Below are 20,129 nucleotides of genomic sequence, written 5' to 3' on the forward strand. Positions count from 1 at the left end.
TCGATTGTGTTAATGCGCCGCTTCACTGGCCGCCGCGTTCGGACCTTTGCCACGCGCTTCCATGCGTCGATAGATGATCGAGAACACCACGGGCACGAAGAACAACGTCGCGATGGTGCCGACCATGAGCCCGCCGATCACCGCGCGTCCGAGTGGCGCGTTCTGCTCGCCGCCTTCGCCGAGACCGATCGCCATCGGCACCATGCCGATCATCATCGCGGCGGCAGTCATCAATACCGGACGAAAGCGCGAATAGCCCGCTTCGAGCGCAGAGCGCACCGCATCGCCGTGCTCGGCCAGCGCCGTGCGTGCGAAACTCACCACCAGAATGCTGTTCGCCGTCGCGATGCCGATACACATGATCGCGCCCGTCAATGCGGGAATCGAGAGCGTCGTATGCGTGAGGAACAGCATCCATACGATGCCCGCAAGCGCGCCCGGCAACGCGGTGATGATCACGAACGGATCGATCCACGATTGAAAGTTCACGACGATCAGCAGATACACCAGCACGACCGCGAGGATGAGCCCGAACGCGAGCCCGGAGAACGAACCGTTCATCGTCTCGACCTGGCCGCGCATCTCGATCGACGAGCCCTTGGGCAACGCGCCGCGTGCTTCGTCGATGATGCCTTGCACGTCGTCCGACACCGCGCCGAGATCGCGCCGCTCGGTCGTCGCATAGAGGTTGATGGTGGTCTGCGCGTTGTAGTGATAGACGACCGCGTCGCGCGAACCGCGCGAGAGCGACGCGAGCGCGCCGAGAATATTGGTCTTGCCGCTCGACGACGTGACCGGAATGTTGGCGACCGATTGCAGCGAGTCCATGTCGTATTGCGGCGCGGACGTGATCACGTTGTAGCTCACGCCGTTCACGGGATTGAGCCAGAAGGTTGGCGTCGTCTGCTGGCTGCCGGACAGCGTGATCAGCAGATTGTTTGCGACATCGCGCTGCGTGAAGCCCGCTTGCAGCGCCTTCGTGCGATCGACCTCGACGTTGATCGAAGGCAGATCGGATGGCTGTTGAATGCGTGCATCGACGAGACCCGGCACGCGGCGAATCTTTTCCAGCAGGCGATTCGCAAGCGCACGATTGCCGCGCACGTCGCGCCCGGTGATGGCGATATCGATCGGTGCGGGCACGCCGAAGTTCAGAATCTGGCTGACGATATCGGCGGGCAAAAACGAGAACGCGACGCCTGGAAATTCCTGCGGCAGACGCTTGCGCAGTTCGTGGATATAGCCTTCGGTTGGCGCATGATCTTCGTTCAGGCTGATGAGCACATCGGCATCGGCGGAGCTGACCGTACCCGTGTTGTTATACGAGAGATTGATGCCCGAGACCGGCAGACCCATGTTGTCGATGATCGAGCGAATTTCGCCGCGAGGAATCAACTGGCGGATGCGCGCATCGACGCGATCGGTGAGCGCAGCGGTTTCCTCGATACGTGTGCCGGTTTTCGCGCGCATGTGCAGCGCGATCACGCCGGAGTCGATCGACGGAAAGAAGTCGCGACCGAGGAACGGCGCAAGACCGAGCGACAACAGACAGCACAGCAGAAACAATGATGCGAAGCGTCCGGGCCGCGCAAGCCGTGCTTCGAGAAAACCCTTGTAGCGATTGCGCACGGATTCGAAATGCCGCTCGAATGCGAGATGCACGCGCACGAACGGATTGCGCGAACCCTTCATCGATTCGATATCGCCGCCCATGTGTTCGTGATGACGCAGCAGATATTTCGCGAGCGTCGGGATCAGCGTGCGCGAAAAGAAATACGATGCGAGCATCGCGAAGACCACGGCCTCGGCCATCGGCACGAAGAGATAATGCGCAACGCCGGTCAACAGGAACATCGGAATGAATACGATGCAGATGGAGAGCGTCGATACGAGCGTGGGCACCGCGATCTGCTGTGCGCCGTCGAGAATCGCCTGCTCCAGTTCCTTGCCCTGCTCCAGATTCTGACTGATGTTCTCGATCGCGACGGTGGCATCGTCGACGAGAATACCGACCGCGAGCGCGAGACCGCCCAGCGTCATGATGTTGATGGTCTGCCCGATCGCGGAGAGCGCGACGATCGACGTGAGCATCGAGAGCGGTATCGAGATTGCAATGATGAGCGTCGCGCGCCAGCTGCCGAGAAAGAGCAGCACCATGAGCGCGGTCAGGCCCGCGGCGATCACCGCTTCGCGCAACACGCCCGACACCGATGCGCGCACGAACAGCGATTGATCCGCAACCGGCTCTATCTTGAGCGACTCGGGCACCATGCCGCGCAGCGTGGGCAACAGGTTCTTCACGCGCGCGACGATATCGAGCGTCGATGCATTGCCGCTCTTGTTGATCGTGAGTAGCGAGGCGCGCGTGCCGTCCACGCGCACGATGTTGGTCTGCGGCTGAAAGCCGTCACGCACGTTCGCGACGTCCTTGATATAGATCGTGCCGCCGGGGCCGGTGCGAATCGGTATGTCGTTGAGTCCTTCGATCGAGCTCGGACTCGCGTTCAGGCCGACCGAATATTCCATCGAGCCGATCTTCGTCGTGCCCGTCGGCAGGATGAGGTTCTGCGCGCTGATCGCGTTGACGACATCGGTGGGCGCGAGGTTCTTCGCCTGCAGCTTGCGTGAGTCGATATCGACCATGATCTGACGCTGCTTGCCGCCATAGGGCAGCGGCACCGATGCGCCCTGCACCGTTGCGAGCTGCGTCTTCAGGAAGCTGTTGCCGAAGTCGTAGAGCTGCTGCTCCGTGAGTTCCGCCGACGACAACGCGAGCCGCAGAATCGGCACCGTGGACGCATTGAAGCGCAGGATATTCGGCGGCGTGATGCCCGGCGGAAGCGAACGCAATTGCGTTTGCGAGAGCGCGGTGATCTCGGCGATCGCTTCATCGACATTCGCGTTCGGCTGAAAATAGATGCGGATCACCGCGATGCCCGGCAGCGATTCCGATTCGATATGCTCGATATCGTTCACCGCCACCGACAGCCCGCGCTCATAGTTGAGCGTGATGCGGCGCTCCATCTGATCGGGCGGCAAACCCGTGTACGACCAGATGACGCTGACCACCGGAATGTCGATGTTGGGGAAGATGTCGGTCGGCGTGCGCAGGATGACGAGCGGACCGATGATCAGCAGAAGCAGCGACAGAACAATGAATGTGTACGGGCGCTTGAGCGCGAGTCTGACGATCCACATCGAAGTTCCGCCTGCCCCGTTTGTTCGTTATTCGAATGCTGTTCTGGTGCGACAAGAATGCACTCGCTACGATGACACAATAGAAGCTTACAAAACAATTTGCGCAAACGGTTGCGAGGGTTTATGCGGAAGGAATTGTGCAGAAGAATGCATGACCGCACCGGAAATGGAACGCGCGCTCCAGATGGTGGGAACAGCGTTGCGCCCCGCGGCACGCGAGGCGCTTGACGAAACGAGTGTTTAAGCGGTCGCGGGACGCAGGTCCAGCACGCGCTTGGCCTTGCCCGTGGCGGTCGTCGGCAGTTCGCCTGAATCGAGCACGCGCACTTGCGTCGAAACACCGACGATCGTCTTGACGCGTTGCTGAAGCTCGCGCGACAAGCCCGCGCGATCGCCGTCGCTCAGGGTCGCACAGATTTCGGCGCGCGCTTCGACAGCAACGGCCAGCGAATCCATGTGGCCCTCACGCGACACGCACAACTGATATTGCCCGCTCAAACGCGGAATCGCGAGAATCAGCTCTTCGATCTGGCTCGGAAATACATTCACGCCGCGAATGATGAGCATGTCGTCCGAGCGGCCCGTGATCTTCGCGAGACGTCGCATCGAACGCGCGCTCGGCGGCAGCAGCGACGTGAGATCGCGCGTGCGGTAACGGATCATCGGCATCGCTTCCTTCGTGAGCGACGTGAAAACAAGTTCGCCCGTACTGCCTTCAGGAAGCACTTCGCCCGTCAGCGGGTCGATGATCTCGGGATAGAAATGGTCTTCCCAGATCGTCGGACCGTCCTTCGTTTCGATGCATTCGCACGCGACGCCCGGCCCCATGATCTCCGACAGTCCATAGATATCCAGCGCCTGAATGCCTGCGCGCGTCTCGATCTCGCTGCGCAAACCCTGACTCCACGGCTCTGCGCCGAAGATGCCGATTTTGAGCGACGTGTTGGCCGGGTCCATGCCCTGACGCGTCATCTCGTCGATGAGGTTCAGCATGTACGACGGCGTGACGAGAATGATCGACGGCTCGAAATCGCGGATCAGTTGCACTTGCTTTTCGGTCTGGCCGCCCGACATCGGCACGACCATGCAGCCCAGTCGCTCGGCGCCGTAGTGAATGCCGAGGCCGCCCGTGAAGAGGCCATAGCCGAATGCGTTGTGCAACGTGTCGCCCTTGCGGCCGCCCGCCGCGCGAATCGATCGCGCGGTGACGTGGGCCCACGTGTCGATGTCCTTCGCTGTATAGCCAACTACCGTCGGCTTGCCGGTCGTGCCGCTCGATGCATGCACGCGCACCACCTGATCGCGCGGCACGGCGAAGAGACCGAACGGATAGTTATCGCGCAGATCGGTTTTCGATGTGGTCGGAAAACGCGCGAGGTCGGAGAGTTCGCGCAGATCGTCGGGATGCACGCCTGCGGCATCGAACGCGCAACGATAGTGCGGCACGTTGTCATACGCGTGACGCAGCGTCCATTTGAGGCGTTCGAGTTGCAACGCCTGCAATTCGTCGCGGCTCGCGCGTTCGATCGGCTCCAGTTCGCTCTGCTGTGCAATGGCTTGAACCACGATTGTCTCCTGCATGAAGGCTCAAAAAATGGATGACACGAATTCGCTTCAATGAAAGCGCTGGCCCGAATGACGCAAGGCGGCGATCAGCGGCGACGCACGATAACGGTCCTCGCCGTAATGCGCCGCGAGATGGAGCAGCACGTCATGAACGCGATCGATGCCGATGCGCTCGCCCCACGCCAACGGTCCGAGCGGATAGTTCACGCCCTTCTCCATCGCGAGGTCGAGATCGGCGCTCGTGCAGACGCCCTGATTCACCGCGTCCGCCGCTTCGTTGATCAGCATCGCCACCGTGCGCACCACGGCCATGCCGGCGACATCTTTGAAAGGCACGACTGCATAGCCGCTTCTCGCGAGCGCGCCGGCGACTGCCGCGTAGGCATCGTCGTGACATTGACGCGCGCGCGTGATGGCCACGCTTGGCGCGTTCGCATAGTCGAGGGCGAGATCGATCAGCACAACGTTGTCGATGCCGAGTGCGTGCGCGCGTTCGGTTGCGGTACGGCCATCGGTGAGAAAGAGACAGGCGTCGTCGATCTTCGCGATGAGGCCGGGCAGCACATTGCCGTGTTCGATCGCGGCATGCTGCGCAATGCGCGATTGCAGACTCGCATACAGCGAAGCGCTTTCACCGAGCACGATCTTCGACGGCGTGCGCGTGTTCGTTTCGATACGCGGTGCGGGCTTCGCGGCATCCGCTGCGTAGTCGTAGAAGCCACGGCCCGTCTTGCGCCCAAGAAAACCCGCGTTCACCAGTTCCTGCTGAATCAACGAAGGCGTAAAGCGCGGATCGTTGAAATAGGCGTTGAACACCGATTGCGTCACGGCGAAGTTCACGTCGTGGCCGATCAAATCCATCAGTTCGAACGGGCCCATTTTGAAGCCGCCCGCATCGCGCATGACGGCATCGATGGAAGCGGCATCCGCGCCCTGCTCGCCGAGCACGCGCAGGCCTTCCGCATAGTACGGCCGCGCCGCACGATTGACGATGAAGCCCGGCGTCGACTTCGCGAACACAGGCTTCTTGCCCCATGCCGCGGATGTCGCATAGACCGTTTGCGCGATTGCTTTAGATGTTGCCAGACCGCTAACGACTTCAACGAGCGCCATCAACGGTGCCGGGTTGAAGAAGTGCATGCCGACCACGCGCGACGGATGCTTCAACGCCGCTGCAATCGCCGTGATGGAAATGGACGACGTGTTGGTCGCGAGGATGCATTCCGGCGTCACGATGCCTTCGAGCTCCGCGAACAACGCACGCTTGATGTCGAGCCGCTCGGCGACGGCTTCGATGACGAGCGCCGTCGTACGCATGTCGGCGAGACTCGTCACGATGCGCACGCGTTCGAGTGCGGCTTTACCTGCTGCTTCATCGAGTTTCTGCTTGTCGATCAGACGCTGCACATTCGCGGCGATACCGTTGCGTGCACGGTCGAGCGCTTTGGGATCGAGATCGCAGAGCAGCACGGTATGTCCCGCGAGCGCGGCGACCTGCGCGATGCCCGCGCCCATCGCACCAGCGCCGATCACGCCTACGCACGCTGATGTCGAAATGCCTTGTGTCATGCCACAGCCCTCACACTCGTTCGATTGCAATGGCAATGCCCTGCCCCACGCCGATGCACATCGTGCACAGCGCATAGCGGCCGTTGCGGCGTTCGAGTTCATAAAGCGCGGTCGTGACGAGACGCGCGCCGGACGCGCCGAGCGGATGCCCAAGCGCGATGGCGCCGCCATTCGGATTCACGCGCGGATCGTCCTCGGCGAGCCCGAGCTGACGCAGCACCGCGATGCCTTGCGATGCGAAGGCTTCGTTCAGTTCGATCACGTCGAATTGTTCGAGCGTGAGCCCCGTGCGTGCGAGCAGCTTCTGCGTGGCCGGCGCGGGACCGATGCCCATGATGCGCGGCGCGACGCCCGCCGTCGCCATGCCGATAATGCGCGCGCGAGGCGTGAGGCCGTGGCGCTTCGCCGCATCTTCGCTCGCGATGATGAGCGCGCATGCGCCATCGTTCACGCCCGATGCATTGCCGGCCGTCACGCTGCCATCCGGCCGCACGACGCCCTTCAACTTCGCGAGCGTCTCGAGCGATGTTTCGCGCGGATGCTCGTCTTGCGTGATCGCGATCGTTTCACCCTTCTTTTGCGGCACATTCACGACGACGATCTCCTGCGCGAGCGTGCCGTCGGCTTGTGCACGCGCCGCGCGCTGCTGGCTGCGCAATGCGAAGCGGTCTTGCGCATCGCGCGAGATGCCGAAATCGACGGCCACGTTCTCCGCTGTTTCCGGCATCGAATCGACGCCGTATCGTTCGCGCATCGCACGATTGATGAAGCGCCAGCCGATGGTCGTATCGAAGATATCGGCCGAACGCGAGAACGCACTCGACGCCTTGCCCATCACGAACGGTGCGCGCGTCATGCTCTCGACGCCGCCTGCAATATAGAGCGCGCCGTCGCCCGCCTTGATTGCGCGCGCCGCGCTGCCGACCGCATCCATGCCGGACCCGCACAGGCGGTTGATCGTCGAACCGGGCACGTCGATCGGCAAGCCAGCGAGCAGGGCCGACATGCGCGCGACGTTACGATTGTCTTCGCCGGCCTGATTGGCGCAGCCGTACAACACGTCATCGACTTGCGACCAGTCCACCGATGCGTTGCGCTGCATGAGCGCGGCGATGGGCACGGCGCCGAGATCGTCGGCGCGCACGTCCTTGAACACACCGCCGTAGCGGCCGATGGGCGTACGAATGGCATCGCAGATAAAGGCTTCTGTCATGGCAAGTCCCGATGTGGAGAATGTTTGATCGCGACAAAGCCGCGCAATGGTTGCATGGCTAACGACTTCGGCGCGTAAATGGTTTTGAATGCTCAGGCTTCGCGCATCGTTGCGATGCGCGCGATGTTGCGAATGACAGCGCTCAACGCTCGTCGAAACTCACGACCACCCGCTCGCTCAACGGATGACACTGACACGTCAGCACGAATCCGTCTTCGATTTCGTGCGGCTCCAGCGTGTAGTTCTTGTCCATCTTCACTTCGCCTTCGAGCACTTTCGCGCGGCACGTGCAGCACACTCCGCCCTTGCACGCGTACGGCAGCGCAAGCCCCGCTTTCAGACCTACATCGAGCACGCTCACGCCTTCGTACGGCAAGCGCAGCTTGCGCTTCTTGCCATCGATGATCAGCTCCAGCTCCGCTGCCGGCGTGTTCTCCGTGATCTCGATCGGCGCCACGCCCGCTTGCGGCAGCGGCGTGCCGAAGCGCTCCACATGAATCTGCTTCGACGGCACGCCCGCGTCTTTCAACGCAGCTTCGGCCGCATCCATCATCGGACCGGGACCGCAGATGAATGCTTCATCGATATCGTTCGGCGAGAGCAAGCTCTCCAGAAACGCCTGGCACTTCGCCTGATCCAGCACGCCGTTGAACAACTCCACGTCCTGCAGATCATCCGAGAGCACGTGATACAGCGAGAAGCGATCCATATAGCGATTCTTCAGATCTTCGAGCTCCTCGGCGAACATGATCGCGTCCACGCTGCGATTGCCGTACACGAGCGTGAAGCGGCTGGTCGGCTCGGTGTCGAGCGTCGTCTTGATGATCGCCAGCACCGGCGTGATGCCCGAGCCGCCCGAGAACGCCACATACTGCTTCGCGTGATCCGCGTTCAGGTGCGTGAAGAAGCGGCCATCGGGCGTCATTACGTCGATCTCGTGCCCGGCCTTGAGCGTATCGAATGCGAAGTTCGAGAAGCGCCCGCCGCGCACGCGCTTGATGCCGATGCGCAGTTCGCCATCGCGATCGTAATCGGTCACGCCCACGCAGATCGAATACGAGCGACGCGTCTCTTCGCCATCGATATGCGTCTTGAGCGTCACGAACTGCCCTTGCGTAAAGCGAAACGCGTCGCGTAGCGCGGGCGGCACCTCGAATGACACGGTGAACGCATCGGCGGTTTCGGGTCGCACCTCGCGGATGCGCAACGGATGGAATTGCGGAGTCGCCATCTTTATCGGCTCGCTTTCAGTGAATGCAGTGAATTCGGTTTAGTACGGCTTGAAGTAATCGAACGGCTCGCGACAATCCACGCAGCGATACAACGCCTTGCACGCGGTCGAGCCGAATTGCGCAAGCCGCTCGGTGTGCGTCGAGCCGCAGCGTGGGCATGCGATCGCTTCCCTTTTGTACGGCACGAAACGAATAGGCTTCGTGCTCGTGTCCGGAATGCTGCCGCAAGCGCCCGTCGGTGGCGCGATGCCATAACGGCGCAGCTTCTCGCGCGCTTCGTCGGTGATCCAGTCGGTGGTCCACGCGGGCGCCAGCACCGTCTCGATGCGATGCGCGCCCAATCCCGCATCATCGATCGCCTGCGCGATGTCCTCCGCGATCTGCGACATCGCCGGGCAACCCGAGTATGTCGGCGTGATCACCACTTCGAGCACGCCATCGTCGCCGTGACGCACATCGCGCAGAATGCCCAGCTCGCGGATCGACACCACCGGTATCTCCGGATCGGGCACCGCTTCGAGTACGCTCCACACGCGCTCGATGCTTGCGTTGGTCGTATCCATTTACCAGCTCGCGCCCGGATGTTGCCGCGCCAGGCTCTGCATTTCCGCCAGCAGATAGCCCATATGCTCCGAATGCTCGCCGAGCTTGCCCGTGCTGATGTGCTTCACTTCAGCGGGTGCCACGAGCGTCGCTTCTTCCAGCGCGGATGTCACCTGTTCGCGCCACGCTTCTTCGAACTCGCTTGCCAGAGGCGCGATGCCTGCATCGGCGACGGCTTGCTCGGTTGCATCGACAGCGAAGAACTCGCGCGTGTACGGCATCAGATAATCGAGCGCTGCCTGCATGCGTCGATGCGACTCCTCCGTGCCATCGCCCAGTCGCACCAGCCAGTCGTGCGCGTGATGCAGGTGATAGCTCGTCTCCTTGATCGACTTCGCCGCGATCGCCGCGAGTTGCGCGTCGTTCGATGCTTGCAGCGCCGTCCACATCTGCGCCATCAGCGCCGAGTACAGGAAGTTGCGCACGATCGTCACTGCATAGTCGCGTTCGCTTCGCGCCGTACCCGCGAGCGGGCCGAAGTGCGGCAACTCGGCGATCGTGTAGTTCGCGAACTCGCGCTCGCTGCGGAAGTATGCGTAATCGTCTTCGGTTTTCTTCGTACCGTTTAGCGCCGCTTCGAGCGTCGCTGCATGCGTATAGAGAAGACGCGCCTGGCCGATCAAGTCCAGACTCATGTTCGCCAGCGCAATGTCTTCTTCCAGCGCCGGGCCGTGACTGCACCACTCGGCGTTGCGCTGGCCGAGGATCAGCGCGTTGTCCGCCAGACGCAGCACGTAGGCGAGATGTTCGTGACTCTGCTTGTGGCTCATGTCGCGCTCGCCCTTACATGTGATTGATTTCGTCGGGCAGCACGAAGAACGTCGGATGCCGGTAGATCTTGTCGCTCGCGGGCTCGAACAGCTCGCCCTTGTCCGCCGGGTCCGATGCCGTGATCGCCGCCGACGGCACCACCCAAATGCTCACGCCTTCCTGTCGACGCGTGTACACGTCGCGTGCCATGCGCAATGCCGCGCCCGCGTCCGGTGCGTGCAGGCTGCCGCAGTGTTTGTGATCCAGTCCCTGCTTGCTGCGCACGAACACTTCCCAGATCGGCCATTCCTTGTTCATCTTCGATATCTCCCGTGTCCTGTCTTCAAGCCGCTTGCTTGTGTGCGCGGGCTTTCTGCTTCTCCGCATACGCGAGCGCCGCTTCGCGCACCCACGCGCCTTCCTCATGGGCCTTCACGCGTGTGGCGAGCCGCTCCTTGTTGCAGGGGCCATCGCCATTGACCACGCGCCAGAACTCTTCCCAATCGATCTCGCCGTAGTCGTGCGCGTTGCGTTGCGCGTTCCACTTGAGATCCGGATCGGGCAGCGTGACGCCCAGAATCTTCGCCTGCTCGACGGTGGCATCGACGAACTTCTGGCGCAGATCGTCATTCGAGATGCGCTTGATGCCCCACGCGAACGACTGACCGCTGTGGATCGAATCCTTGTCGCTCGGGCCGAACATCATCAGCACCGGCCACCACCAGCGGTCCACCGCCTGCTGCACGAGATCCTTCTGCGCCTGCGTGCCCTTCATCATCGCGAGCAGCGCATCGAAACCCTGGCGCTGATGGAACGACTCTTCCTTGCAGATGCGGATCATCGCGCGCGCATACGGGCCGTAGGTGCAGCGGCACAGCGGGATCTGGTTCATGATCGCGGCGCCATCCACCAGCCAGCCGATCACGCCGACATCGGCCCACGTGGGCGTCGGATAGTTGAAGATGCTCGAATACTTGGCGCGCCCCGCGTGCAGCGCATCGACGAGTTGATCGCGCGAGACGCCGAGCGTCTCCGCTGCGCTGTACAGATAAAGACCGTGGCCGCCTTCGTCCTGCACCTTGGCCAGCAGAATCGCCTTGCGCTTCAGACTCGGCGCGCGGCTGATCCAGTTGCCCTCCGGCTGCATGCCGATGATCTCCGAATGCGCGTGCTGCGAAATCTGCCGCACCAGCGTCTTGCGATACGCCTCAGGCATCCAGTCCTGCGGCTCGATCTTGCCGTCGGCCTGCATGGTCGCGTCGAAGCGGGTTTGTGCGGGGGATGTGCTTGCGGCGGCCTCGCCTGGGACGGCGGGTGTGGGAGTTGGGAGGTCGAGGGATTGGGTGTACATGCAGGGGCCACCGTCTTTTTGAGATGCGATGGAGCGAAGTATATCTATTAACCGACCGGACGGTTGATTAATTTTGTTTGTTATTTTTGGATAGAAATAGCATCTCGTAAACCCTCTACCGATCAAACGCCCGGCGGCCATGAATGCAAAAAAGCCCAGCTGAAATACAGGCTGGGCGAAACCACCGGGAAGCCTGCGGCGGAGGTTGCTTCGCGATCGCGCACGCGCGCGAGAAACGTATTAAATAAGGTGGTCAGACCGATCGAAACGGCCCGATTGGCATATGCTGATCGAGCCATTCCCTTTTTGGAGGCGCGACGTTGATTGGTGTCGACTTGGGCAAGCATATCGACTCTACATCCAGATAGCACCTAAAGCGCCATGAACCGCTCGCTCCAGACCCGCCTTCGCTCGACGAACTCCCGCATAATGCAGATGAATAAAGAGCCGACGCGTACGGATATGCACTGCCTGATCCGCAAGGTGCAGCACACGCGGCTTCAGTTGGGACAAGGTGAGAGAACTGTTGGACGAGCATGACCGCGAGTTGCGGAAGCGCCATCTAGACGAGTTGAGGCGCTGAACTTCGGCGTTTCGCCAAGCTGAGGCGCGAGTGCTTTCGCAGACCCGGCGTATCGGGACGGTGGATGACGCACCGAAACGCCGAGCCCTGGCTCGCATGCCGCCCCAACAAGACAGGAGGCCATAAAATCGAAACACAGCGATTCGCTATCGGGCTCTGAATTGCGTGGCGACTCGGTCATATTGAACCCGAGCGGGTGTACTGCGCCCAGATTCGTCTGATGCACTTGCCGAGCCGCGTGCAGGGCTTTTTCCTTTCAGCCAGCACGCCTCACGACGCGGTCGCCCTTGAGGCGGGTGTCCCCGATATTACGCCGCGCCGCTGGAATATCCCGCTGCCCATATTTGTTCGCAGATCGCCGGGCACTTAATTCACGTTCGGGATCACGGAAAATGTACATCGCGAGCAGCGCCGCGAAGACATAAGACGATGACGCGAATGCAAATGAAGGCATCAGCAAAACAGAAACTTACGACGATAAACAGGCATATTCGATTGCACCGGGCGCTGAATCCGTATCGAAGCACCATCTATAGCCAAAGTGCGCCGCCGATCAGCCCAAATTCTATGAACAAGTGTGGATAAAAGGTGTCATTGGGTTCTAAGTATCCGCGCCGAAGCCGAACCCGTCCGCAATTTTGTATGCGAGGCGGTTAGCGGAATTACCCACGTGCGTTTGTGAAGCGTTCACCAAACAGGATGGCAAACTGGCTCATGGCGGAGAACCAGTCGAATGCCGCCCGTACGGACTTAGCCAGCACGTTGCGCAGGGCCAGCCACAGTAGCTTGATGGCTGCCTCGTCGTTGAGGAAGTGGCCGCGTGTCTTGAAGATCTTGCGCAACTGCATGTTCAGACTCTCTATGGCGTTCGTGGGGTACACCACTTGCCGTATGTCGGACGGAAACACGAAGAACGGTGTGACGTTTTCCCACGCCCGTCGCCATGGCTGCACGATGGTCGGATACTTCGCGCCAGACGGCCCTTCGGCAAAGACCTCCAGTGCCTGCTTCGCGGCCTGTTCGCCCGCGGCTGCATAAGATCGAGCGCAGCGCTGCGGCGACGCTTTTGCGGTCCTTGTAGCTGGCATATTCCAGACTGTTACGGATCAGATGCACGATGCAGGTCTGCACGGTCGTGCGCGGGTACGCCGTGCCGATCGCCTCGGCCAGTCCCTACAGGCCGTCGACCACTGCGATCCGGATGTCCTGACAACCCCGGGTCTTCAGTTCATTAAACACCTTGAGCCAGAACTTCGCGCCCTCGGTCTGTTCGATCCACAGGCCGAGCCCATCGCGCTGGCCGTCGGCCTGGATTCCCAGCGCCAGATACACCGCCTTGTTGCTCACCACGCCGTCGCCACCGATCTTCACGCGCAGCGCGTCGAAGAACACCACCGGATACATCGGCTCGAGCGGACGGTTCTACCAGGCAAGCGTTTCGGCCATCACCTCGTCGGTGACCGAGCTGATGAAGTCGGCGGAGACCTCGGTGCCGTAGCTTTCGGCCAGAAACGCCTGGATTTCGCGCACGCTCATGCCACGGGCGTACATCGCGATGATGCGTTCGTCGAAACCGGTGAAACGGCGCTCGTGTTTGGGAATCAGGAGGGGCTCGAAACTGCCCTCACGATCGCGCGGCAAATCAACCCGTACCGGGCCGCGCTCGGTGATCACTGTCTTGCCGCTGGCGCCCTTGCGTTCATTGGTCTGCGCAGAAGGCTTGAGCTGGCCGGGCCGGTAGCCCAGACGCATGTTCATTTCTGCGCCCATCGCGCGTTCGATGAGCGCCTTGTTGAACGCCAGCATCAGGTCGTGAACCTCGGCGGGCGTCATCGGGCCCTTCACCAGTTCATCGAGCAGCCCCTCAGGCAGTTCAGGCAGCGGCCCATGGGCCGCTGCCTGAGAGGCGACGGTACGTTTCTTTTTCATCTGAATATCCATGACCTCGATCCTTCGTGATATGCCTCGACCACGAAATTTCGGATAGGGCCGGTCGCGAAGGGCTTCGCCCGATGGAGCTGACGACATAACTCAGTCCAAGAAGCCGCACGCCCAAAGCGGACATCTGAAAATGGCTTTGACAGTCACCACTATGATGAAGAAAAACATCTTCGACGCGACGACAGGTGATCGCTATATACAAGAGCGCGAAAGTGATCATCACCGGACATAAGAAGCGCAGCAGCTCTCCCGCTGCTGCGGGCGTGCCGTCCGCTCGACCGAAGCTGATCATCAAGCGCGACTGCCTGCGGCGCAATCAGCAAAATTCTTCGATGGAACCTGGGGCGCAGCGAATCCCCAGTCCAAGAAAGGCAAATGCGGAAGCTTTACCACCTGCGACGAGTCGGCTTGGTGCCGTGAGCATGTCACTCACACCAAATACAAGCAGCCCGAGAAAGACGAGCCGGCGCAATCCGAGTTAGGGTGATGCGCCGTGGAAAAAAATTGAAACGTGCCTATTAACTGGGTCGTTTTTTAGCGGCAATCCCACCTACCGCGCTCGGGCTAGCGCGACGCCGAAGCCAATGCTGAATTGGCAACTCGACGTAGCGATATGTGATGACACCCAACACAACTGCTGCGACGACGAACGCAGCCCAGACAGCATCGCCGGGAAGACGCATCGACGAGTCAAGTTTGCGGGCGATCACGGAGAGCGCATACATCAAGAGGACATGTGTGAGATACAGCGAGTACGAGGCGTCACCGATGGTCTCAACCAATCGCGCCGACCGCCACGCACCAGCACGCTCAAGAAAAAGCGCGCCCGCCACCAGTAAGGCAGCCGGAATACCCCAGAAAACTACTCTCTCGTGATCGCCGACTGTGATCGGGTTTGTTGCAATCATGAGTCCCGCTCCAAGGACGAAGAGCACAGCCGAAAGCTTCTTGCTGAGCATCGTCCCACGCCGATAGAGTTCTCCGATGCAGCATCCTGCAACAAACTCCAACATTAGCGGATTTGTGTATGTCCGGAACGCCAACCCGCCGCTCCACAGGAATCCAAGTGCAGTAGAGCACAAAAAGAAGATGGCTACTGCCTCGGCGCGGCGTCTCGTTACAAGCAGCGCGCATGCGAACGTCAGGTAGAACCACATCTCATAGACCAACGTCCAGCCGGTTGGCAGGACGGGGAACCAATGGCCTGTGTACCGATTTTCGCAGGGTAGGAACAGATAGGAGCAAACCGCGTGCGCCGGGTCTAGCCGATTGTGTGCAAACTGCGTGTGCAACAGCACCAGCATCATTACCATGACCGTTGAGCACAGCCAATATAGCGGCACGATGCGAATAAGTCTGGCCTTCAGGAAAGCCGCGGCCGAGGCGCGGCTAGGGGTTACATTACCGGTCGTGACGATCATGATGACGCCGGAAATTACGAAGAAAACATCGACGCCAAAATTTCCCCATCCCTCGAATACCTGAGACACGTGCCGCGACCATCCGCGAAAACCGACTTCTAGCGACATGTGGAGTGCGATGACGACCACGGCCGCCAAGGCGCGTAGCGCCTGAACCGAATGCAACTTGTCCTTCAATTTATTCTCTCGCTTTTTTAATTTGGATAACTAACAATCTATAAGGGTAGCACTTTTTTATTGCGGCCTTGGTCGCAAAAAAGTTAATTTTCGGAGCCACGCAACAAGCTTTGCTGTTTGCTGCTCGGCCGCGTGCCTCCATGTAGCGGCGCGCCGCCCCCTTGGCTCACCCTCTGCTATCAGCCTGAACTCGCATATCCGCCTGAGCTTTCCCGCGAAAAGGAAGCCACACCCAGGACTGCTCCGATCGTGAGCGTCATGTCGGCCGACAGCGTGACCGGCTGCACGGGGAACAGCGGGCGGGACGAACAGCGAGATGATGCAGAGGCTGAATTTGAAGCCAATGAACGGCCTCCACGTACACAAACGCTGGGGCAGCGCTGAAAAGCCGCCTGGAAAATCGGAACGAAGTCCGCATAAGTTAAAAAATCAATGGCCCGAAAACGGACTGGGCTCCCACTCACACCGTGCAAAAAGCCTGCAAGATAACGTTAGAAGATTAGGATTGTGATTCCTGTCGCCGTGAGTTCGCGTCCCATCGGCCACCCGACAAGAAGTACCAATTGAATCAAAAGCTTCGCCGAATAGGCGCTGCGAAAAATCGCAGTGCCTTCAATAAGATGGTCACCCTGACCGAAAATGGCCCGAGTGGCTTACGGTGATCAGGTTATTTCATTTTTTGGAGGCCATCACAGCAAACGCGGCGTTGATTGGTGTCGACCTAGACAAGCCCTAGTTTCTCCTGCACGCTCAAGACATCTTCGGCCATTCTCAGTGGCGTAATCAAGTGCGATTAATCGCGCCGCAGTTCGTCAAAGATAACAAGACCGATTTCGCCGACGCCGAAGCAATCTGCGAAGCAGCCTCGCGTCCGGCGATGCACTTTATCGCCGTCAAGACGCCCGAGCAGCAGACGCTGCTTCCCCATCATGGGTGCGTGAAGCGCTGGTGGCCGAACGCGCGCTCACGCGTAATCAGATCCACGCTTTTTGCTCGAATTTGGCATCAGCCTGGCGGTGGGCTCACTTGCCGTCACACGCCTGCTCGTGCTGCTCGACGGTCTGGCCACGCGTGCTGCTGCCGCCGATGGTGGCCCTGCTGCTGCGCCTGCACCGTCGCTATGGCCAACTCAGCGATGAATCACTCAACTTGAGACCGAGCTCAAGCGCCATCTGGCTGACAACGAAGCCGGCCAGCGGCGCCTTACCATTCCGGGAATCGGCCTGATCACCGCGAGCAGTTTGCTGGCGATGGCCGGCGACGTGCATGGATTCAAGCGCGGGCGCGACTTCGCCGCCTCGCTGGGCTTGGTGCCCCGACAGCACTCGACTGGTGGCCGGGCAACGCTGCCGGGCATTCCAAGCGCGGTGACAAACATCTGCGAAGTCTGCTGGTGCACGGTGCGCGCGGGCATGCGCTTTGCCAAACAACGCTCTGATGCGCTCGATACCTAGATGCAAGCCCTTCTGTAACGTCGTCACTCGAACGTTGTTGCCTGCGCTAGCCAACAAAATGGCCAGAATCGTGTGGGCGATGCTGGCTAAGGGTGGAGAGTATCAAGCGCATCCGCGTTCCGCCTGACTAGCATTGCCTGCTTTTGCGACCATTAACTTGTGATGAAGATAACGGCGCACGGTTCGACGGAAAACCTGATTCCAGTCCTCACGAGACTAAGTTTTTTTAGGACAGTCGGGCGCGGCTCATCATCGAAGGCCGTGCCCTCTGATCCGCGCCCATTTCTAGCCCGGATACATTTGCGCAAGCATTTTTATCGTAGGTAACAAATCGAGGTTGCAGAATCCCGGCTGACCATACACTGAGTTTTGCATGCAAACGACCGGCTTACTGCTGCTCGGAACCCGCTTCAACATTCGTGCAGGCATCGACTGCGGATCGTTTGCGTCCCGGTCGCTTATTGGCCGAAGAACACGCCTTGCGGATCGACGCGTTTGCTCCCATTGCCCGATCGGGCCGCGCTATCCGTCGATGCACCGTAGCCGCTGTCCGATTGCGCTCGCGCCATGCGGACGTCCGCGACACGCGCCTCGGCAGCCTGCAGATTCGCTGGATAAGACGCGTCTTCCGCTGCGGGCGAATAACCGGCCTTTTCGAGCTGCACAAGCTCGGCGCGAACTTCCGCGCGGCTTGCCGGTAAGCTCGATTGCGCGAACGCGGCGAGCGGCGTGGACAAGACGACTGCAACGATGGCTGCCTGACCCCACGACTTCATAATCGACTCTCCCTTTATCGATTAGACCCGGCGTCTTAAGAACTCAAACGCGCCGAGCGAACGACGGGAGTGTAGATACACACCCATTGAAGATCATTCGCCGATGCACAGAAGCATCGTTACGGATTTCGCAAGAAACGGCCGTGATTCAGGCAACGTGATGTTGCGAAGCAGCAGGCAAATTCTGCCGAGGCAGACAATCTGCCTAACGCATCGAGCGAAAAACGGATCACTTCGTGCAACGCAACGTCGATTATTTCCGTATCGACAAGGATCATTCAACGGAAACGAGAATGATCTTCAGTGTCCGCGTCTTTACACTCCGTTCACAAGCTGCTTAACACAAACGGCAGCATCGTCAGAAATCCGAATCGGAGGTAGTTACCATGAAGACGCTTATTTCCGCAGTTGCCGTTGCCGCCGCGATCGCAGTTCCCGCGCTCTCCTTCGCACAGCAATCGGACTCGCAACTCACCCGCGCTCAAGTGCGCGCCGATCTGGTTCAGCTGGAAAAGGCCGGCTATAACCCGAACGTCAGCGACCCGTCGTATCCGTCGAATATCCAGGCTGCCGAAGCTCGCGTAAGCGCGCAAACCGTCGCGCAAGCGCCGACGCAAACGAGCGACTACGGTTCGGTGGCAACGGGTTCGTCTCAATCGGGTCGCACGACGACGGCTCAGCCGCGTGCGCTCGGCGCGTACTTCGGCCAGTAAGCCGACGATATCGCCGGCCGACACGATTCGGTCGATACAGCAAAGAGCGGCATCGTCACGATGCCGCTCTTTTGCGTTTTGCATGCGTAATGCGTAATGCGTAATGCACATGGGCATCTTGCATACCGAATGCATGATGCAATCCTCGCGCGACGAACGTCGCATCGGAACGTCCCCGTCGAACGCAATCACAAACGCGTCCGCACCGCGAATGACCACGTGAATCAGTTCGCCGGAATAGTGACCACCGGCGATTTCGCCGATTCCGTCACTTCCGCCAGCGCCATCAAATTCTGCACGACCGTGAACGCGTACTTCGAATCGAAATCGCCGCGATCGATCCAGTACGTTGCCTTGTCGTACAGCACGCTCACGTAGGCGTCCTTCGGCGGCTTCTCGCTCGTCCTCACGATGATCGTCGGCCGCGTCTCGCCGCCGATAAGGCCGATCGTCGGCTTGGTCGCTCCGCTGCCCACCTGCTCGGACGGCACCGAGATCTGCGCGCCGAGATCGGTGAGGATGCCGAGCACCGAGCGCGTGACCATCGGGATGCGGTTCTGATCCGACGCCTGCCCGTACACGATCTCGTAAGTCTTCATCTTCGGCGAGAGATGCAGAAGCTTTCTCACGAGCGCGAGATCGTCGACCACTTCCTTGTTCGATCCGCTGCGCGTCGCACCGAGCGTGATGAAAACACCGCCCTTGTCCCCGCTGTTGCCCTTCCCGGCCTTGGCCTTCTTGCCGCCTTTGCTGTCGGCTTTGTCATCGTCGGAATTGCGCGATTCGATGTTCAGTTCGCCCGCGAGTTGCAATCGACGCAATGCCTGCAACAGCAGAAAGAATTGCGGCGATCCTGGCGCATTGGGTCCGGCCAGCGCCGTGCCGTTCTGCAAGCCGCTGATCGACTGCGCGGTGATCCGCAGCAACAGATCGACCGGAATGCCGCTTTCCGCAAGCGGCATCACGAGCGTCGGCGAGAGCGGGCGGATGTAGGCGCTCGCGTAAGCATCGCCGGTCGTGGGCGAAAACGTGAAGGTCGGATGGTTCGAGTACGAGACGCTGCCCGTCGCCTGCGCGTAGTTCGGCTGCGCACCCGACCCTGCGTTGAGGATGGCGCCGCCGCTGGCATCGAACGAATAGGCCGCGATGATGCTGCTCACGGTGAGGAACGACGGCGCGTCGGCGAAGCGCAATCCGACAATCGCGGCAAGAATTTCACGCTTTTTCGCGTCGCCGAGTGCGCGGGCGTAGTCGACCTGATCGGCTTTCAGCCGCGTCGGGCCGATGCCCGCGCAGCCCGCGGCGAGAAAGGATACGGAGATGACGGCGATCGATAGGGCTTTCCTTGTCATGGGTTCTCGGGTGATGGTGATGGCAGGAATCGTCGGCGCACGGCCGCGGAGCACCCGGTGCGCGGTCGCAAATTTCATACCTTTGGGCGTGAAGAAAATGCCGGAGCCATCGATCGCCGGACACACAAACGATCTCATCCGGCGCATTGCACGCCGGTTTTCAGCGGGCATTCGAACCCGCAATGCAGACCACGCAAACGGCTCAGCGGACCATCGCGATCCGCTGCCGC

The 20,129-nt window shown here is 60.5% G+C and carries 15 protein-coding genes and 1 pseudogene; 2 read left to right on the forward strand and 14 right to left on the reverse strand.

Going from position 1 to position 20,129, the window contains the following annotated elements; all coding sequences use genetic code 11:
* Positions 1-9: 9 nt before the first annotated feature.
* The 12 genes and pseudogenes from BRPE64_RS07080 to BRPE64_RS07130 all read right to left on the reverse strand — a co-directional run bounded on the left by BRPE64_RS07080 (position 10) and on the right by BRPE64_RS07130 (position 15,604).
* On the reverse strand, positions 10-3,198 hold the full coding sequence (locus tag BRPE64_RS07080; protein WP_016345384.1) for an efflux RND transporter permease subunit: 3,189 nt from the start codon (positions 3,196-3,198) through the stop codon (positions 10-12).
* Between the two features lie 240 nt (positions 3,199-3,438).
* Complete coding sequence (gene paaK / locus BRPE64_RS07085) at positions 3,439-4,779, reverse strand: phenylacetate--CoA ligase PaaK (RefSeq protein ID WP_016345385.1); 1,341 nt, start codon at positions 4,777-4,779, stop codon at positions 3,439-3,441.
* 33 nt (positions 4,780-4,812) lie between these two features.
* Complete coding sequence (locus BRPE64_RS07090; protein WP_044041340.1) at positions 4,813-6,333, reverse strand: 3-hydroxyacyl-CoA dehydrogenase; 1,521 nt, start codon at positions 6,331-6,333, stop codon at positions 4,813-4,815.
* Between the two features lie 10 nt (positions 6,334-6,343).
* Positions 6,344-7,546: a 3-oxoadipyl-CoA thiolase gene (gene pcaF / locus BRPE64_RS07095; RefSeq protein ID WP_016345387.1), complete on the reverse strand. Its 1,203-nt coding sequence runs from the start codon at positions 7,544-7,546 to the stop codon at positions 6,344-6,346.
* Positions 7,547-7,688: 142 nt separating this feature from the next.
* Complete coding sequence (gene paaE / locus BRPE64_RS07100; RefSeq protein ID WP_016345388.1) at positions 7,689-8,777, reverse strand: 1,2-phenylacetyl-CoA epoxidase subunit PaaE; 1,089 nt, start codon at positions 8,775-8,777, stop codon at positions 7,689-7,691.
* A gap of 39 nt (positions 8,778-8,816) precedes the next feature.
* On the reverse strand, positions 8,817-9,341 hold the full coding sequence (gene paaD, locus BRPE64_RS07105; RefSeq protein ID WP_016345389.1) for a 1,2-phenylacetyl-CoA epoxidase subunit PaaD: 525 nt from the start codon (positions 9,339-9,341) through the stop codon (positions 8,817-8,819).
* On the reverse strand, positions 9,342-10,151 hold the full coding sequence (gene paaC, locus BRPE64_RS07110) for a 1,2-phenylacetyl-CoA epoxidase subunit PaaC (RefSeq protein ID WP_016345390.1): 810 nt from the start codon (positions 10,149-10,151) through the stop codon (positions 9,342-9,344).
* 13 nt (positions 10,152-10,164) lie between these two features.
* Positions 10,165-10,449, reverse strand: a complete 285-nt coding sequence (paaB, locus tag BRPE64_RS07115) for a 1,2-phenylacetyl-CoA epoxidase subunit PaaB (RefSeq protein WP_016345391.1) — start codon at positions 10,447-10,449, stop codon at positions 10,165-10,167.
* A 25-nt stretch (positions 10,450-10,474) separates the two neighbouring features.
* The gene (gene paaA / locus BRPE64_RS07120; protein WP_044041342.1) at positions 10,475-11,482 is read right to left on the reverse strand and encodes a 1,2-phenylacetyl-CoA epoxidase subunit PaaA; all 1,008 of its coding nucleotides are present in this window, start codon (positions 11,480-11,482) and stop codon (positions 10,475-10,477) included.
* Positions 11,483-11,604: 122 nt separating this feature from the next.
* Positions 11,605-11,829: a hypothetical protein gene (locus BRPE64_RS32795; protein ID WP_144063334.1), complete on the reverse strand. Its 225-nt coding sequence runs from the start codon at positions 11,827-11,829 to the stop codon at positions 11,605-11,607.
* Positions 11,830-12,727: 898 nt separating this feature from the next.
* Positions 12,728-13,994 (reverse strand): annotated as a pseudogene (locus tag BRPE64_RS07125) (IS256 family transposase).
* A gap of 530 nt (positions 13,995-14,524) precedes the next feature.
* Complete coding sequence (locus BRPE64_RS07130) at positions 14,525-15,604, reverse strand: acyltransferase family protein (RefSeq protein ID WP_051180315.1); 1,080 nt, start codon at positions 15,602-15,604, stop codon at positions 14,525-14,527.
* A gap of 1,250 nt (positions 15,605-16,854) precedes the next feature.
* On the opposite strand from BRPE64_RS07130, the gene BRPE64_RS34050 reads away from it, so the two are divergent.
* Positions 16,855-17,058 carry an IS110 family transposase gene (locus tag BRPE64_RS34050; protein ID WP_016345397.1) on the forward strand — a complete coding sequence of 68 codons (204 nt, stop codon included), beginning with the start codon at positions 16,855-16,857 and terminating at the stop codon, positions 17,056-17,058.
* 458 nt (positions 17,059-17,516) lie between these two features.
* On the opposite strand, the gene BRPE64_RS07140 is transcribed toward BRPE64_RS34050, so the two are convergent.
* Positions 17,517-17,834, reverse strand: coding sequence for a DUF4148 domain-containing protein (locus BRPE64_RS07140; protein ID WP_044041343.1), 318 nt, complete (start codon positions 17,832-17,834; stop codon positions 17,517-17,519).
* A 386-nt stretch (positions 17,835-18,220) separates the two neighbouring features.
* Between BRPE64_RS07140 and BRPE64_RS07145 the strand changes: the two genes are divergently transcribed.
* Positions 18,221-18,547, forward strand: coding sequence for a DUF4148 domain-containing protein (locus BRPE64_RS07145; RefSeq protein ID WP_016345400.1), 327 nt, complete (start codon positions 18,221-18,223; stop codon positions 18,545-18,547).
* 224 nt (positions 18,548-18,771) lie between these two features.
* Here BRPE64_RS07145 and BRPE64_RS07150 read toward each other — a convergent pair whose 3' ends face one another.
* Positions 18,772-19,899: a hypothetical protein gene (locus BRPE64_RS07150; RefSeq protein WP_044042054.1), complete on the reverse strand. Its 1,128-nt coding sequence runs from the start codon at positions 19,897-19,899 to the stop codon at positions 18,772-18,774.
* Between the last annotated feature and the right edge of the window lie 230 nt (positions 19,900-20,129).

Origin of the sequence: Caballeronia insecticola, from assembly GCF_000402035.1 — a bacterium.
Taxonomy (GTDB): Bacteria; Pseudomonadota; Gammaproteobacteria; order Burkholderiales; family Burkholderiaceae; genus Caballeronia; species Caballeronia insecticola.